The sequence below is a fragment of the Ensifer sp. LBL genome (genome assembly GCF_050435225.1).
Lineage (GTDB): Bacteria > Pseudomonadota > Alphaproteobacteria > Rhizobiales > Rhizobiaceae > Ensifer.
This window is the reverse complement of record NZ_JBNDJY010000002.1, coordinates 642,918-659,371: the sequence shown is the minus strand read 5'-3', so window position 1 is coordinate 659,371 and position 16,454 is coordinate 642,918. Positions and strand designations below refer to the sequence as shown.

Here is a 16,454-nt window from a genome sequence, read left to right as displayed (position 1 = left end):
CCTCCAATGAACATCGATCTTTCCCGCCGCAGTTTCCTGAAACTCGCCGGCGCAGGTGCGGCAGCCACCACGATCGGGGCCATGGGCTTTGGTGCGGCCGAGGCGGCAACTGCCGCCCATGTGCGCGCCTTCAAGCTCGCAAGCACCACCGAAACCCGCAACGTCTGCACCTACTGTTCGGTCGCCTGCGGCATCCTGATGTATTCGAAGGGTGACCTTTCCGCCGGCGAGAAGGCGGAACTCATCCATATCGAGGGGGATGCCGATCATCCGACCAACCGCGGAACGCTCTGTCCCAAGGGCGCGGCGCTCAAGGACTTCGTGAAGTCCGAGACCCGCGCCACGAAGCCGCGTCACCGCGCTCCTGGTGCCGACACCTGGCAGGACATCTCCTGGGAAGATGCCTTCGACAAGATCGCCCGCGCGATCAAGGACGACCGCGACAAGAACTTCATCGAGAAGAATGCGGCCGGCGTCACCGTCAACCGCTGGACGACGATGGGCTTCCTGGCGGCCTCGGGCGGCACCAACGAGACGGGATGGCTGACCTACAAGACCGTCCGGTCCATGGGCGTCGTCGGCTTCGACAACCAGGCACGCGTCTGACACGGCCCCACGGTAGCCAGTTTGGCTCCAACATTTGGCCGCGGCGCAATGACGAACGCCTGGACCGACATCAAGAACACCGACCTCGTCATCGTCATGGGTGGCAACGCGGCGGAAGCCCATCCCTGCGGCTTCAAATGGGTGACGGAAGCCAAGCACTATCGCGGCGCCCGGCTGATCGTCGTCGATCCGCGCTTCAACCGCACGGCATCGGTTGCCGACGTCTATGCCCCGATCCGACCCGGCTCCGACATCGCCTTCCTGATGGGCGCGATCCGCTACTGCATCGAAAACGACAAGGTGCAGTGGGACTATGTAAAGAACTACACCAACGCCACCTACCTGGTGAATGAAGGCTTCGGCTGGGTCGATGGCCTCTTCAACGGCTACGACGAGGAGAAACGCGACTACGACCGCACCGCTTGGGACTACCAGCTGAACGAGGACGGCACGGTGAAAACCGATCCGACCCTGTCAGACCCGCGCTGCGTCTGGAACCTCCTGAAGCAGCATGTCGCAGCCTACACGCCGGAGTTTGTCGAAAACATCTGCGGCACGCCCAAGGATCGCTACCTGAAGATCCTGGAGATGATCGGCGCGACCTCCGCCCGCGACAAGGTGATGACCTCGCTCTACGCGCTCGGCTGGACGCAGCATTCGAAAGGCGCCCAGAACATCCGCGGCATGGCGATGCTGCAGCTGATCCTGGGCAATGTCGGCTTGCCGGGCGGCGGGGTAAACGCGCTTCGCGGCCACTCCAATATCCAGGGCCTGACCGACATAGGCCTGCTGTCCAACTCCCTGCCGGGCTACATGAACCTCGCGACCGAGAAGGAGACGGACTACACGACCTACATGTCGACGCGCGGCAACAAGCCGCTCGTTCCCGGCCAGACGAGCTACTGGCAGAACACGCCCAAATTCATGGTCAGCTTCCTGAAGGCCATGTGGGGCAGCGCTGCGACCAAGGAAAACGACTGGGGCTTCGACTGGCTGCCGAAGCTCGATGTGCCCTACTACGACATCCTCCGGATGTTCGACATGATGAGCCGCGGCGAAGTGAACCTCTACTTCTGCCAGGGCTTCAACCCGCTGCTGTCCTTCCCCAACAGGGCAAAGCTGACCGAGGGTCTGTCGAAGCTGAAGCTGCTCGTCACCATCGACCCGCTGCAGACCGAGACGGCGCATTTCTGGGAAAACCACGGCATCTACAACGACGTCGATCCTTCAAAGATCATGACGGAGGTGCTGCAACTCCCCGCGACCTGCTTTGCCGAGGACGAGGGCGCCACCGTCAATTCGGGCCGGTGGCTGCAATGGCATTGGCCGGGTGCGACGCCGCCGGGCGATGCCAAGCACGACACCTGGATCCTTGCAAACATCTTCCTGCGGGTGCGCGACCTCTACCTGAAGGAAGGCGGGGTCTGTCCCGAGCCGATCCTGAACCTCGCCTGGGACTACAAGGACCCGTACGAGCCGGAACCGGCCGAACTTGCCCAGGAGATGAACGGACGGGCGCTGCAAACGCTCTACGATCCGACCGATCCGACGAAGGTGTTGGTCGAGGCCGGCAAGCTTTTGCCCAACTTCGGCGTGATGCGTGACGACGGCTCCACCATGTCGGGCTGCTGGATCTATACCGGCTCCTGGACGGAGGAAGGCAACATGATGGCCCGGCGCGACAACAGCGATCCGGGCGATGTCGGCACCTTCCTCAAATGGACCTTCGCCTGGCCGGCCAATCGACGCATCCTCTACAATCGTGCCTCCTGCGACCTAGAGGGCAAGCCCTGGGATCCGGCGCGCAAACTGATCGAATGGAACGGCGAGCGTTGGGCCGGCTTCGACGTGCCCGACATCGCAGTGACGGCAAAGCCGGAGACCGTGATGCCGTTCATCATGACGGCCGAGGGAACCGCCCGTCTCTTTGCCCGCAAACTGATGCGGGACGGCCCCTTCCCCACGCATATGGAGCCGTTCGAAAGCCCGGTCGAAAATCCGTTCAACGCCAAGCTTCGCGGCAATCCCGTCGCGCGCATCTTCCCAGGCGACCTGCAACAGCTGGGCACGAGCACCGACTTCCCCTTCGTTGCCACGTCCTACCGCCTCACCGAGCACTTCCACTTCTGGACCAAGCACAGCCGCGTCAACGCCGTGCTGCAGCCGGAGTTCTTCGTGGAAATCAGCGAGGAGCTGGCGGCTGAACGCGGCATCACCAAGGGCGGGCGGGTGCGCGTGTGGAGCGCGCGCGGCGAGGTCTGGGCGAAGGCGGTGGTAACGAAGCGTATTCGCCCGCTGATCTGTAACGGCAAGCCGGTCCATGTGGTCGGCATTCCCTTGCACTGGGGCTTCATGGGTGCGGCCCGCAAGGGCTTCGGCCCGAACAGCCTCACGCCCTTCGTCGGCGACGCCAATATCGACACGCCGGAGTTCAAGGCCTTCCTGGTCAATATCGAACCGGCGGCGGAAGAAGGAGCTTCGGCATGAGCGAACGCGCACCGGAACCGGTAACGGCCGCCGCCAACCCGCCGCTGCAGCCGTTGGCGTCGAACCTGTTGCCGAGCGATGTCATCAAGGCGTCGGCAACCAGCGACGTGCCGGCACCCGAACGACAGCTGACCCCCGTCGCCAAGCTGATCGACGTGTCGAAATGCATCGGCTGCAAGGCCTGCCAGTCCGCCTGCATCGAATGGAACGACACGCATCCGGACCTGGAGGAAAATGTCGGCGTCTACGAGAACCCGCACGACCTGACGGCGGATATGTTCACGCTGATGCGGTTCACCGAATACGAGAACCCCGTTACCAACGAGTTCGAATGGCTGATCCGCAAGGACGGCTGCATGCACTGTGCCGATCCGGGCTGCCTCAAGGCCTGCCCGGCGCCGGGCGCCATCGTGCAATATTCCAACGGCATCGTCGATTTCATCTCCGACAACTGCATCGGCTGCGGCTATTGCATCGCCGGCTGTCCCTTCAACATTCCGCGCATCTCCAAAACCGCGCATGTATCGAAGAAATGCACCCTCTGCTCCGACCGTGTCGCTGTCGGCCAGGGACCGGCCTGCGCCAAGGCCTGCCCGACCAAGGCGATCACCTTCGGCACGAAGGAAGACATGGTCGAACTCGCCAACGAACGCGTCGAGGACCTGAAGTCACGCGGCTACGACCATGCCGGCCTCTACGACCCGCAAGGCGTCGGCGGCACGCATGTGATGTATGTGCTGCACCATGCCGATCAGCCGTCGCTCTATTCCGGGCTGCCGGAAGATCCGCAGATTTCGCCGGTGGTGCGCGGCTGGAAGGGTCCGGCGAAGACCGTCGGCCTCGCCGTTGCCGGGCTTGCAGCCGCCGGTGCCGTGCTGCACGGCATCTTCGCCCGGCCGAACGAGGTGACCGCCCATGAGGAAGGGGAGGCTGAGGAACTCGTCGAGGATCGCAACCGCCCGCAAGGCGGCAGGGAGGCGTGATGGCTGACAAACGCATCTATTCGGCCCCCGGCGACAGGATCGAGACGAAGCACCCGGTCACCGTCAATCGATATCGCGGCTATACCCGTCTCAACCATTGGGTCACCGCCGCCTGCATGATCGTGCTTCTGATCTCCGGCCTTTCCTTCTTTCATCCGTCGCTGTTTTTCCTGACCGGCCTTTTCGGCGGCGGGCAGACGACGCGGTGGCTGCATCCGATCGTCGGACTTGTCCTCGTCGCAAGCTTCCTCCTTCTGTTTGCGCAGATGTGGAAGCTCAATCTGCCGCGGCGCGAGGATGTGGAATGGAGCCGCAAGTTCGGCGACCTTCTCCAGGGCAACGAAGAAAGCCTGCCTGAACTCGGCAAGTACAACGCCGGCCAGAAGATGGTTTTCTGGGGCATGTCCGGCCTGATCGTCGTGCTTGTGACGACCGGGATCATGATCTGGGAGCAGTACTTTCCCGATCTCGTTTCCATTCCCGTTCGCCGCATCGCCGTCGCGGTGCATGCGCTGGCGGCGCTTTTCACGATCCTGATCTTCATCGTCCATGTCTATGCCGCGATCTGGACGCGCGGCACGATCCGGGCGATGACCCGCGGCACCGTCACCGGAGGCTGGGCCTTTCGCCATCATCGCAAATGGCTGCGCGAACTGGCTGGACGTCAGGGCTCCGACCCGTCAAAGTGAACATCTCCTACAGCGCCGCGCGTCCTGTCGGGCGCGCAACGGTCGCTGTAGCACCGTGAATGCTGCATGATCCGGCGTCTCCGTCGGATCACCGGAGATGCGATGGCTGAAGACATACAACCCGATCCCTCCCTCATCGGCGGCGTGCCGACACCGCCGCTGGCCTTCCTGCCCGAGCCGGTCAAACTGTTCCAGACGCGAGCACGCCGCTTCGCGTTTCTCGCCGAAAGCAACGCGCTTGCGCCCTACCTCACCTTTCTTGCGGCGCTCTCCAAACTCCAGGCTCGCTTGGCAGTAACCCTTCCGCCCGTAACCGCGCCGACATCGGCGCGCGTCGCCGAGGCTGCGCGCACTGAAATGCCGCCGATCGACCGACTGGCGCTTATCGATGACCCCGACCTTTCGGCGACGCTCGATGCGCTTCTCGACGGTGCTGTCGAGATTTCCATGCCCGACCCCGCGCGCCTGGCGCTCGATGCGGTGCGCGCTGCCGAGGACAGTGACCGGCGCTGGTTGCTTACCAACATCCTGTCGGATCAGGTTCCGGACGACAGTGCCGCTCCCCACCTCTTCGTCGCAACCGCGGTACAGGTGCACATGGCGCGGCTCGCCGCTACGCTCGATCCGGAAGCGCTCGTCCCTGTCGGCCTCGGCGTCTGTCCCGCCTGCGGCGGCCGGCCGGCAACGTCGTCGGTCGTGGGCACGCAGGGCGTCGAGAACGTGCGTTATGCCGCCTGCGCCTGCTGCGCCACGCAATGGAATGAGGTGCGGGTGAAGTGCCTCTGTTGCGGCTCGACCAAGGGCATCAGCTATCGTTCGGTTGAGACCTCGGAGGCGACGGTGAAGGCCGAGACCTGCCGGGAATGCCATTCCTGGGTGAAGATCTTCTACCAGGTGAAAAACCCAAGCCTGGAGCCGATCGCCGACGATGTCGGCAGCCTCGGTCTCGACATCCTGATGAAGGAGACCGCCTTTCGCCGCCGCGGCTTCAACCCCTATCTCGCAGGGTATTGATGCCGGATTTTCGCGTGCTTCCCTCGGTCGACCAGATGCTGACCTCGCCAGAGGGACTGGCGCTGGCGGAAGAACATGGCCGCCTTGCCGTCGTCACCGCCGTCCGCGCCCGGCTCGAGATCGCGCGGGAGAAAATCCGTGCGGGCGAGGATGGGGCAGCGCTTGCGGCCGACCTGCCGCGCCGCGTCGCCGAGGAGTTGGCGATCGCCGCCCGCTCCGCCCTTCGCCCGCTCATCAACCTCACGGGCACGGTGCTGCACACCAATCTCGGCCGCGCCATCCTGGCCGAAGAAGCCGTGCGCGCTGCGAGCGCCGCGATGGCCAACCCGCTGGCGCTGGAGTTCGACCTTGACGGCGGCGGGCGCGGCCAGCGCGACGACCATCTGCGCGGCCTGCTCTGCGAACTCACCGGCGCCGAAGACGCCACCATCGTCAACAACAATGCCGCAGCCGTGCTGATCGCGCTCAATACGCTGGCCGACGGCCGCGAGGCGATCGTCTCGCGCGGCGAACTGATCGAAATCGGCGGCGCCTTCCGCATGCCCGACATCATGGCCCGCGCCGGCGCGAAACTGGTGGAGGTCGGCACCACCAACCGCACCCATCCACGCGACTATGAGGGGGCTATCCGCCCCGAGACCGGCGTCATCCTCAAGGTCCACACGTCCAACTACCGGATCGAGGGTTTTACCGCCGAGGTGCCGGCGCCAAGACTGGCCGAGATTGCCCGCAAGGCTGGTGTGCCGCTCTTGAACGACCTCGGCTCGGGCTCGCTCGTCGATCTCTCCACCTTCGGCCTCCGACGCGAGCCGACGGTGGCGGAAGCGGTCGCCGAGGGCGCGGATCTCGTCACGTTTTCGGGCGACAAGCTGCTCGGCGGGCCGCAGGCGGGCCTCATTGTCGGCCGGCGCGATCTGATTGCCGCGATCAATCGCAATCCGCTGAAACGCGCTGTTCGTCTCGACAAGATCCGCATCGCCGCGCTGGAAGCGACGTTGAAGCTCTATCGCGATCCCGACCGGCTGAAGGCGCGGCTGCCGACGCTGCGCTTCCTCTCCCGGCCGGAAACCGACATCGCCGCACAGGCGGCCCGTCTTGCTCCGGCAATCGATGCGCTGCTCAAGCCGCACGGCTATTCGGCAGCAACCTGCGCCTGCCAGAGCCAGGTCGGCTCCGGCGCGCTGCCAGTCGATACGATCCCGAGCGCCGGACTGCGGCTGACAGGCAGCGGCGGCGACGCGCCGGAACGGCTATCCGCACGACTACGCGCACTCCCCCTGCCCGTAATCGGCCATATCCGCGACGGCGCGCTGATCCTCGACCTGCGCTGCCTCGAGGTGGATGCGGCGCTCATCGAGGCCCTGGCGGCGCTATGATCGTCGGAACGGCAGGGCATATCGACCACGGCAAGACGGCGCTGGTGAAGGCTCTGACCGGCACGGACGCCGACCGCCTTGCCGAGGAGAAAGCCCGCGGCATCACCATAGATCTTGGCTTTGCCTATGCCGACCTCGGCAGCGGCACGGTTACCGGCTTCGTCGATGTTCCCGGTCACGAGCGGCTGATCCACACCATGCTTGCCGGCGCCGGCGGCATCGACTTCGCGCTGCTGGTGGTCGCAGCCGACGACGGCGTCATGCCGCAGACCCGTGAACATCTCGCCATCCTCGACCTGCTCGGTATCACCAGAGGCATCGTCGCGCTCACCAAGGCCGATCTCGCCGGGCCGGAGCGGCGCGCGGAAGTGACCGCGGAGATCCAGGCAACGCTCGCCGGCACCGGTCTCGCGAAGGCGCCGATCCTTGCCGTCTCCGCGCTCACCGGCGAAGGTATCGAAACCCTGCGCGCAGGGCTCGCCGCCGCCGAAGCGGAGACCGCCGCGCGGAGCGATGCCGGCCTGCTGCGCTTTGCCGTCGACCGCAGTTTCACGCTCTCAGGCGCCGGTACCGTGGTGACCGGCATGGTGCTCGGCGGGCGTGCAACGCTCGACGATACGGTCATCGTCAGCCCATCCGGCCTGACGGCCCGCATCCGCGGCATCCATGCGCAGAACCGGAAAGCATCGGAGGGGCTCGCCGGCCAACGCTGTGCGCTGAACCTTGCCGGCGAACGGGTGACGAAGGACGCGATCCGGCGTGGCGACGTCATCCTCGCTCCGGCGCTGCACGCCCCGACGGACCGGATCGACGCGGAGGTCCGCGTGCTTGCCTCGGAGGCCAAGCCGATCGGCACCTGGTTTCCCGTACGCCTGCACAGCCACGCGACGGAAGTCGGCGCGCGGATCGTGCCGCTTGCCGATCCTCTCGATCCCGGGATGGAGGGCCTGGTGCAACTGGTCCTCGACCGTCCGATCGCCGCGACCATCGGCGACCGCTTCATCCTGCGCGACACCTCGGCCAGCCGGACGATCGGCGGCGGCCGCTTTCTCGACCTGCGCCCGCCGGCGCGAAAGCGCGGCACGCCGGAGCGCCAGGCCCTCCTTGCCGCCTCCGGCAACGCGGACCCGGCGGCGGCTCTTTCGGCCCTGTCCGATCTCGCACCGATCGCGCTTGCGGCCTTCCTACGCGACCGTGGCCTGGGCGACGACGCGCTTCCCAGGCTTCTGCTTGCCGCCGGAGCAAAAACCATCGGCGACCATGCGCTATCGTCCGCAGCGATTGACGGCCTGCGGGCGAGCCTGACCGACACACTCGCAGCCTTCCACGCTGAAAACCCCGAGCTTGCCGGCATCGGCCGCGAGCGGCTGCGGCTCCTGCTCAAACCACGCCTGCCGACGGCAAGCTTCCTCGCGTTCCTCAAAGACGAAGCGGCTGCCGGTCGCATCGTGCTCGACGGCGCCTTCCTGCGGCTGCCAAGCCACGCGGTCCGGCTGTCGCCGGCGGACGAAGACCTGTGGCAGCGGATCCATCCGCATCTCGTCGACGACAACCGCTTCCGGCCGCCGCGCGTTCGCGACTTCACAGCCCTTCTCAGTGCGGATGAGCGCGACATAAGGCGCGTACTGAAACTCGCCCAAAGGCTCGGGCAGACCCACGAGATCGCGCATGACCATTTCTTCGCCCGCGCCGTCGTGGAGGAGATGGCAGCCATCGTACTCGAGGTGGCGGCGCAGGCGGACGACGGCTGGTTCACCGCCCCCGCCTTCCGCGACCGGGTGCACAACGGCCGCAAGGTCGCCATCGAGATCCTCGATTTCTACGACCGGCTGGGCCTGACCTTGCGCAGGGGAGACTTGCGTCGCATAAATCCCCATCGCCGCGACCTGTTTGCGCACTGAGGAAGGGAATCGTCTCCGGTGGGACGGCCGGACTTCAAATTCTGTAGACAGTCGCCCCATCGTCTTGCGTTATCTTCAAGGTGAATGTGGTGCGTTTCCGTCGACTGAATATTAGGTTGTAATGCCTCATTTTGTGCGGCACTACCGAAGTGGGCAACAAAGTGGTAGCAGAGTTGTTCGTGTCATGCACAGAGCGAGCCCCTCCGATTCCGTCGGACGGGCGAAGGGGTGGAGGCCATTTATCTGTCCATCTTTGCTCCTGTAGCTTTCCGCTGACGGATAGTTGGAGTTTTATCCTAAGTGGAGCAGCGGAAACGCATTATCACTCGCGAAGAACTGCACGAGCTTGTTTGGTCCGCGCCAATGCAAAAGCTGACGGGCGACATGGCCTCTCGGACCACGGACTGGCGAGCACCTGCGAACAGCACCTTCCCATGCGTGAATATTGAGCGAAGCGTGAAGCCGGCCATCTCAATCGATCTGCGCGGAGCAAGGCGGGACGAAGAAGTCGGCCGCCGGCCCCTTGGTTCATGTGCGGACCGTGAGGGGCAATCTGGCAATGCTTAAAACGTGGCAAGGCGTTTCGGGAAGCCGCAATCATGGCGCCGGCGCTGCGGATACGTTGCAGAAAATGCGGCAGCATGAGCGGTAACGTAATCAAGATCGGAAAGCTGAGGCGGTGAGGCAGAGAAAGTGGATTGCGACGATTGTCCGGTGGGATGCAGTGTTTTGCCGACCCCGGATGAGAGTCCAATTGTCGGGCGCCCTGAGATTCAGGACGATGACTGAACTACATATCGATGTGGACGGGAAGGAGCCGCGGCGCTCGACCGTCTCCTTGCGGCCTCACATCCTACTCGTTGCGAGTTTGTTGAGCGGATAGGTGGATAGAAATATCGAAGCGGTAGTGCTTGACGCAAAATTCACTTGCAAATGCGAGGTTGTGCGTGTCCATAGGCACACGCAAATCCAAATCTGCTCTTTTGAGCCAGCACCGACGAGAAAACCATGCCAGCAGTGATCCCAAATGCCTTCTCCTTCGACCCGTATGTGGGCGGTATTACGGGTGATTGGAAATGGGCGATCCAGAATTTCACGTTCAGCTTTCCGACAAGCGCTGCGTTTTATGGGTTGAATTATGGAAGTGGCGAGCCGGTGAATGGTTTCGCCACCCTTAATTGGTGGCAACAAAGCGCGGCGCGCGCTGCTTTCGAGCAAATATCAGCGATTGCAAACCTAACGTTCACCGAGATTACTGAGAGCGCAACCCAAACCGCCGATCTTCGGCTTGCACAATCCAGCCTTCCCGACACGGCTTGGGCATATTATCCAAACGCCCTGCCCGAAGGCGGCGATGCGTGGTTCGGCACCTGGTCCGGCGACTACACATTTCCCAAAAAGGGCAATTATGCGTACGTGACATTCCTGCACGAGATTGGCCATTCCCTCGGCCTTGATCACGCGCACGAGGGCGCGGTTATGCCGATAGACCGCGCTTCCATGGAATACACGGTGATGAGCTACAGTTCGTATTCTGGCGCGTCGCCAATTGATGGATACACAAACGAGGACGCTGGGTATGCCCAGTCTTTGATGATGTACGACATCGCTGCGCTGCAGCGGATGTATGGTGCGAACTACGGCACGCAGAGCGGCAACACGGTCTATTCCTGGAGCCCGACAACCGGCGAGATGTTCATCAACGGTGTTGGCCAAGGCACTCCCGAGGCCAACCGCATTTTTCTGACCATTTGGGATGGCGGCGGTACCGATACCTATGACTTCTCGAATTACACCAATGGGGTGAAAGTCGATTTGCGACCTGGCGAGTGGAACAAGACATCCGAATCGCAACTGGCAAAGCTTCATTTTGACGGGTTGAAAACAGCGGTCGGCAACATTGCGAATGCCCTGCTCTTCGAAGGCGATACTCGGTCGCTCATCGAAAACGCTGTCGGCGGATCCGGCAACGACTACATTTTCGGCAACGTCAAGGACAACGTTCTTGTTGGCGGGTTCGGCGATGACTTTCTGGCCGGAGAAGACGGTTCGGACACATTGAATGGCCAGGCAGGATGGGACACGGCCTATTTCAACTTCAGTTTCACGGGGGTGAGAGTCGGTTATCACGATGGCGCCATGGTGATTGAACATGGCGGTTCATCGGACCGCCTGATCTCAATCGAGCAAATACAGTTCTGGGGTCGACCGATCGCCCAGTCCGACGACAATATGCTCGTCGACGACGTATTCTACTTCGCTGAAAACAACGATGTCTACTACGCGGGGATGGAGGCCGAGCAACATTTCGCCATGTACGGGTGGAAGGAAGGCCGCGATCCCAACGGCTTCTTCGACACGTCGGCCTACCTAGATACATACAGGGACGTTGCCGCGGCCGGCATGAATCCGCTCGAGCACTATGCACTGTATGGCTGGAAGGAAGGGCGAGACCCGTCGAGCCTCTTCGACACCACGGACTACCTGCGGTTCAACCCGGACGTTGCGGCTGCCGGGGTGAACCCGCTCGCGCACTATCTCACGTATGGGGTTTACGAAAGTCGGAAGATTGATGCCGGTACTGCGCTCGTCGATGACATGTTCTATTTCAAGAACTACAAGGATGTAGCAAACAGCAACTACGATCCAGAGGATCATTTCGCGCAGTTCGGATGGCGTGAGGGACGTGATCCAAATGCCTTCTTTGATACGTCAGACTACCTGGCGACCTATCGCGATGTTGCTGCAGCTGGCATGAACCCTCTCGAACACTATAAGAACTACGGCTGGCATGAAGGGCGTGATCCGTCGAAGATTTTCGACACCACTGGATATCTCGAACTTAACCCAGACGTAGCTGCCGCCGGCGTGAACCCCCTCGAACATTTCTTGAACTATGGTATCCACGAGGGGCGCAGCTATCTCAACGACGGAGTGTTTGGGTAACCCCCAAGGTCACCCGCTCTTCCCAATAGTCACCAACACAATCGGCCTGATGCCTTCGACGAAACTCACGTCGTACGTCATCAGCGCCGTGGGGCACGACAAACATGTGATCGGCGGCAATGACGAGCAGGATGCAGCGATTGAGGATCTTGGGCGGATCGAGAAAAGTGCGATAATCGAGATCCTCTGAAGCCGCAGATCTCCGGTCGATCGGCTGATTGCGAAACTGCCCGCCCTCGACCCGCTGAAGGATCTTCTTGACCACCGTCAGATCCCCGTGACGCCTCCGATGCGCATGCCGAACAGGGTCACGAGAAGATCGCACGATTTGAACAGCCGTGGCGCTAGCCGCCATGCTCGCCTCCGTCGCAGCCGAAGTGGTCATGCGAAGCATCTAAAAGGGAGAAATCAAATGGATGCCTTGGGTGTTGTCGTGCTGATTGCAGGGCTATTCTGTCTAACTGACTGAGGACTTCCTGCACAAACTTGATCAGAAGCGTGAACTTCCTGCCGAGCAAAGCTCCCGTTGGCAGAATCCTTGAATGGCTCGCAGCGCAGCCGGCTTGGCCCATAGCAGCGCTGACGGTCATCGGCGGCTTTGTGACTTGAATATGCCCTCGTTCACTTTGCACTTCGAGGCATCGCGAACCTGCTGAGCGGTGATCGCGCTCGGCGATTTCAAAGGCAGACCAATCTGCTCGATTCGACACGGGCGCTCAATTTCGCACATACATTTCCTAAAGCCTTAGGTAGAAACTGACTGCCAGGGATGCCTGGCCGTTATCGTGCGCACTGCCCCCCGGTAGTAACCGCCGTTACAGCGTGCGTATGGATGCCATCCGGCTTGGTCGGAATCTGATTGGCCGGCTCGGCCCGCCCGTCGCTATACTCGGCAGAAAGCGATGACCCGGAAGGCAGCTCCGAAGAATCGCGTCGTCACGACCTGAGATTGATCCGATAATCCGCACCCGAGCGCTCAACCTCGCTGGGTGGGAATGACGTCAAGGTTCAGGACAGATTGAGCGTATGGAACTGTTCTACAAATCCCAATTCGCGAGGACTTTTTTATCGGCGGCTTCACATCGGCGATGGCCTACCTGGCCGGTTTTTGGTTCGCTGTCAGTTGGGCAGCCCAGACACGCCGCCTGATTGCCGCTATCGCCGTTGGAGTAGGTTTCATCTTTGCTCATCAGCAGCTGTGCGTGCGAGTACCGGCGCGAGACCGCCAGGCCCGACCAGGCCTACCCGATCCGAGGCCACCGACGTATTTCGGTCTCGGCATCTGCGCGGCAGCCTGAAGTGCGACGAGGAAACATCTCCCGCCCGGAGCTGCTGGCTAAGTCAGAAGATTTGCCACCTCGCGCCATGCCGCATCCTCTCTCGCGAACTAGTCAGCCTTGGTCGTGCCCGATAGGGAATGGAGGAACGACTGCATCGCCTCAATCGGCTTCCCGAACCATTGGGGACCGCTTCATCCTGCGCGACACCTCGGCCAGCCGGACCATCGGCGGCGGCTTTCTTGAACCACCCGTCTAATATCTCGGTGCGCTCGGACTTGAGCCGGTTGTTCACCATCTCAGTGCAGCGGCGCGAGCATCGGCGAACCCAAGGCTTGCTGGGGCGGAAGATCGTGCCGCAGCAATCGCACTCCCTTTCCGGGTACGCCTCGCGGTATTTCCTGACGCGGTAGGCGACCGCGCACTCGTTCGAGAATGCAGGCAAATGCCGCCGCGCAGATTGACGAGCTGATCCGCCGAGCGGTAGATGATACTAGCGAAAGCGAAGGGTAGCAATTCGGTAGAAAACCTCTGATCCGAACATTGTCACTTCTTCAGAAATGATAATGAAATCAATGCCTGGAAGGGAATCGTCTCCGGTGGGACGGCCGGACTTCAAATCCGGTTGGGGCAGCGAGCCTGTCCCGGGTGGGTTCGACCCCCACTCCCCTCCGCCAGCACGCGCGGGTTCGAGCTTAGGCTCCCGGATGCGCGGACGTTCAGGGATCGCTTCGGCTTCGATACGCGATTGCGCGGCTCGTTCCGGCCGCGCAGCTGCAAAAGCCGCTCGCCGATGCCGGCTACGCAACCGCGCGCAACGACCGCCTACCGACGCGAAAAGCGCAAGCGGGGCTGGGCTAGTTGCCCAACCCCTGCATGGCGAGATCGACCTGCTCAGCTGTTGGGAGCGCCACGTCGACGACGACGCCATCCTCGTCCGCACCGAGCAGCTCGAGGGTTGCTAGCTGGGTGTCAAGCAGGGAAGCCGGGAAGAAATGTCCCGCCCGATGGGAGAGCCGATCGGCCAGCACGGCGCGGTCGCCGTGCACATGCACGAAGCGGACGCGCGGTGCGCCCGTGCGCAGGATGTCGCGATAGGACCGCTTCAGCGCCGAGCACCCGACCACCGAGGGGCGGCCGGCCGCCTCATCCTTGGCGATCTCTGCCGCCAGCGCCCGCAGCCAGGGTTCGCGATCATTGTCATCAAGCGGAATGCCCGCGGACATCTTGGCAACGTTCTCCGGCGGATGAAAGCTGTCGCCCTCGACGAAGCGCCAGCCGAGCCTTGCGGCCAGAGCCTCGCCGACAGTGGTCTTGCCGCTGCCGGACACGCCCATCACCACGATATGCTGCAGATCTTCGCTCATAGCAGCCACCATCCCACAAGCGCGAAGCCGAAGCCGATCACCCCGAGCAGGGTTTCCATCACCGTCCAGGTCTTGAGCGTCGTCCGTTCATCCATCTGCAGGAAGCGGCCGACGAGCCAGAAGCCGGAATCGTTCACGTGGCTCAGCACCGTCGCGCCGCAGGCAATGGCGATCACGAGGAAGCACAGGTCGAAGGGGCTGAGCCCCGTCGTCGCGGCGACCGTCGGGGCGAGCAGGCCGGCCGTCGTCGTCAATGCCACGGTCGCCGAACCCTGCGCCACGCGCAGGGCCGTGGAGATGAGGAACGCGGCGACGATCAAGGGCATGCCGATCGCCTCGAGGCTGCCGGCAAGCGCCTGACCGATGCCGCTTGCGCGCAGCACGCCGCCGAACATGCCGCCGGCTCCGGTGACGAGAATGATGCCGCAGATCGGGCCCAGCGCCCCGTCCATCAGCTTTTCCATGTCCTTGAGCGTGCGCTCGCCGCTGAGGACCCACATGCCGACAAGCACCGTGATCAGCAGGGCGACGGGCGTCTGCCCGGCCATGCGCAGGATGCTGACCCACAATGCGCCACCGTCGATCATCTTCGCGGCGGCCAGTGTCGAAAGGCCGGTATTGAGGAAGATCAGCACGAGCGGCAGCAGCAGCACCAGCATGACGGTGCCGAAAGACGGGGGTACCTTGTCGCGCGCCGCCTCGCTCGGCGATCCGAGAAGGGTTGGTACCGGCAGTTCGAAGCGCTTGCCCGCCCAGAGGCCGAAGAGGTAGCTGCCGAGATACCACGTGGGCAATGCGACGACGAGACCGACGATCACCAGCAGGCCGATATCCGCCCCCAGCAATTCGCTGGCGGCGACCGGGCCCGGATGGGGCGGGAGAAATGCGTGCATCACCGCGAAAGCGCCCGCCGACGGCAGCGCATAGAGCAGCACCGAACCGCCGAAGCGGCTCGCGACGCTGAAAATGATCGGCAGCATGACCACGAGGCCGGCGTCGAAGAAGATCGGAAAGCCGAAGAGCAGCGAGGCGATGCCGAGCGCCAAAGGCGCGCGCTCAGGCCCGAACTGGCCGATCAGCCGGTCCGCGAGCACCTGTGCGCCACCGGAAACCTCCAGCATCCGCCCGATCATCGCGCCGAAACCGACGAGAAGCGCCACCGAGGCGAGCGTCGAGCCGAACCCCTGCAACAGCGTCGGAACCACGTCCTTGAACGAAATGCCGGTCACCAGCGCGGTCAACAGGCTGACCAAAACCAGGGCGACGAAGGCGTGCAGACGCAACCGGAGGATAAGAAAAAGAAGCAGGCCGACGGCTGCCGCCGCAATCAGCAGCAGCGTCGCGGTTCCATAGACGGGTTCGATCGAAGTCATGTGTCCTCCTTGTTCCGGAAGTGAGGTCAAGGGCCATATAGTCTATGGCCCTTCTCAGCAACCTACCTGAAAGAGGTGGGCACAGGAGATACGACCGCATCAATAAGGGCCCGTAGCCGGGCGGTCGCGATCGCCTTCGACAGGCGATCGCGACACGTTTGAGGCGCGTCGCATTGCCATAGGCACCGTTCGCCACACGCACTCGATCAGACCCCATAGGGCGTGTTAGGTATGCCAACATGGCAGACCTGTCGTGATCAGTTCAACTGAAAGGTAGAATAAATGCGCGCAACAATCCTGTTGGCAATGGTTCTAGCCCTCGCCGGATGCTCCCAGACCGGCGGTGGCGGTGGCGGCTACACCGCTGACTATGAGGCTGGCGACGGCGACTATTATCACGGGATCGTCGCGCCGAGATAAGGCCCGACCTTCCCA

11 protein-coding genes and 1 tRNA gene are annotated in these 16,454 nt (G+C 62.8%); 9 read left to right on the top strand and 3 right to left on the bottom strand.

Annotated features, from left to right (window positions below; all coding sequences use genetic code 11):
• Window positions 1-6: 6 nt before the first annotated feature.
• From fdnG to OKW20_RS10255, 7 genes are all read left to right on the top strand, one after another.
• Window positions 7-3,093, top strand: a complete 3,087-nt coding sequence (gene fdnG, locus OKW20_RS10285; RefSeq protein ID WP_429171968.1) for a formate dehydrogenase-N subunit alpha — start codon at window positions 7-9, stop codon at window positions 3,091-3,093.
• Entirely contained in the window at window positions 3,090-4,076 is a 987-nt protein-coding gene (gene fdxH / locus OKW20_RS10280) for a formate dehydrogenase subunit beta (RefSeq protein WP_429171966.1), read from the top strand. The genes fdnG and fdxH overlap by 4 nt, the downstream gene beginning before the upstream one ends.
• Entirely contained in the window at window positions 4,076-4,765 is a 690-nt protein-coding gene (locus OKW20_RS10275; protein ID WP_043623496.1) for a formate dehydrogenase subunit gamma, read from the top strand. The genes fdxH and OKW20_RS10275 overlap by 1 nt, the downstream gene beginning before the upstream one ends.
• Before the next feature lie 102 nt (window positions 4,766-4,867).
• Entirely contained in the window at window positions 4,868-5,779 is a 912-nt protein-coding gene (gene fdhE, locus OKW20_RS10270) for a formate dehydrogenase accessory protein FdhE (RefSeq protein WP_429171964.1), read from the top strand.
• Complete coding sequence (gene selA / locus OKW20_RS10265) at window positions 5,779-7,155, top strand: L-seryl-tRNA(Sec) selenium transferase (RefSeq protein ID WP_429171962.1); 1,377 nt, start codon at window positions 5,779-5,781, stop codon at window positions 7,153-7,155. The genes fdhE and selA overlap by 1 nt, the downstream gene beginning before the upstream one ends.
• A complete protein-coding gene (selB, locus tag OKW20_RS10260; RefSeq protein WP_429171960.1) occupies window positions 7,152-9,056 on the top strand; it encodes a selenocysteine-specific translation elongation factor in 1,905 nt (634 codons plus the stop codon). The genes selA and selB overlap by 4 nt, the downstream gene beginning before the upstream one ends.
• A 1,008-nt stretch (window positions 9,057-10,064) precedes the next feature.
• The gene (locus tag OKW20_RS10255) at window positions 10,065-12,002 is read left to right on the top strand and encodes a M10 family metallopeptidase (RefSeq protein WP_082006165.1); all 1,938 of its coding nucleotides are present in this window, start codon (window positions 10,065-10,067) and stop codon (window positions 12,000-12,002) included.
• On the opposite strand, the gene OKW20_RS10250 is transcribed toward OKW20_RS10255, so the two are convergent.
• Window positions 11,980-12,267 carry a hypothetical protein gene (locus OKW20_RS10250; RefSeq protein ID WP_156134244.1) on the bottom strand — a complete coding sequence of 96 codons (288 nt, stop codon included), beginning with the start codon at window positions 12,265-12,267 and terminating at the stop codon, window positions 11,980-11,982. The two genes, OKW20_RS10255 and OKW20_RS10250, sit on opposite strands and share 23 nt — an antisense overlap.
• 1,593 nt (window positions 12,268-13,860) lie before the next feature.
• Between OKW20_RS10250 and OKW20_RS10245 the strand changes: the two genes are divergently transcribed.
• Window positions 13,861-13,956, top strand: a tRNA-Sec gene (locus OKW20_RS10245).
• A 180-nt stretch (window positions 13,957-14,136) separates the two neighbouring features.
• On the opposite strand, the gene OKW20_RS10240 is transcribed toward OKW20_RS10245, so the two are convergent.
• Both OKW20_RS10240 and OKW20_RS10235 read right to left on the bottom strand, forming a co-directional pair.
• On the bottom strand, window positions 14,137-14,646 hold the full coding sequence (locus OKW20_RS10240; protein ID WP_429118987.1) for a gluconokinase: 510 nt from the start codon (window positions 14,644-14,646) through the stop codon (window positions 14,137-14,139).
• Window positions 14,643-16,019 carry a GntP family permease gene (locus OKW20_RS10235; RefSeq protein WP_043623481.1) on the bottom strand — a complete coding sequence of 459 codons (1,377 nt, stop codon included), beginning with the start codon at window positions 16,017-16,019 and terminating at the stop codon, window positions 14,643-14,645. Before OKW20_RS10235 ends, OKW20_RS10240 begins: the two co-directional genes overlap by 4 nt.
• A gap of 282 nt (window positions 16,020-16,301) precedes the next feature.
• Here OKW20_RS10235 and OKW20_RS10230 point away from each other — a divergent pair, with 282 nt between their 5' ends.
• Window positions 16,302-16,439 carry a hypothetical protein gene (locus OKW20_RS10230; protein ID WP_402320994.1) on the top strand — a complete coding sequence of 46 codons (138 nt, stop codon included), beginning with the start codon at window positions 16,302-16,304 and terminating at the stop codon, window positions 16,437-16,439.
• Window positions 16,440-16,454 lie beyond the last annotated feature (15 nt).

Excerpts from the sequence above, each read along its gene's own strand:
- fdxH (WP_429171966.1), top strand. The coding sequence starts at position 3,090 with ATGAGCGAACGCGCACCGGAACCGGTAACGGCCGCCGCCAACCCGCCG.
- OKW20_RS10275 (WP_043623496.1), top strand. The coding sequence starts at position 4,076 with ATGGCTGACAAACGCATCTATTCGGCCCCCGGCGACAGGATCGAGACG.
- fdhE (WP_429171964.1), top strand. The coding sequence starts at position 4,868 with ATGGCTGAAGACATACAACCCGATCCCTCCCTCATCGGCGGCGTGCCG.
- selA (WP_429171962.1), top strand. The coding sequence starts at position 5,779 with ATGCCGGATTTTCGCGTGCTTCCCTCGGTCGACCAGATGCTGACCTCG.
- selB (WP_429171960.1), top strand. The coding sequence starts at position 7,152 with ATGATCGTCGGAACGGCAGGGCATATCGACCACGGCAAGACGGCGCTG.
- OKW20_RS10255 (WP_082006165.1), top strand. The coding sequence starts at position 10,065 with ATGCCAGCAGTGATCCCAAATGCCTTCTCCTTCGACCCGTATGTGGGC.
- OKW20_RS10240 (WP_429118987.1), bottom strand. The coding sequence starts at position 14,646 with ATGAGCGAAGATCTGCAGCATATCGTGGTGATGGGCGTGTCCGGCAGC.
- OKW20_RS10235 (WP_043623481.1), bottom strand. The coding sequence starts at position 16,019 with ATGACTTCGATCGAACCCGTCTATGGAACCGCGACGCTGCTGCTGATT.
- OKW20_RS10230 (WP_402320994.1), top strand. The coding sequence starts at position 16,302 with ATGCGCGCAACAATCCTGTTGGCAATGGTTCTAGCCCTCGCCGGATGC.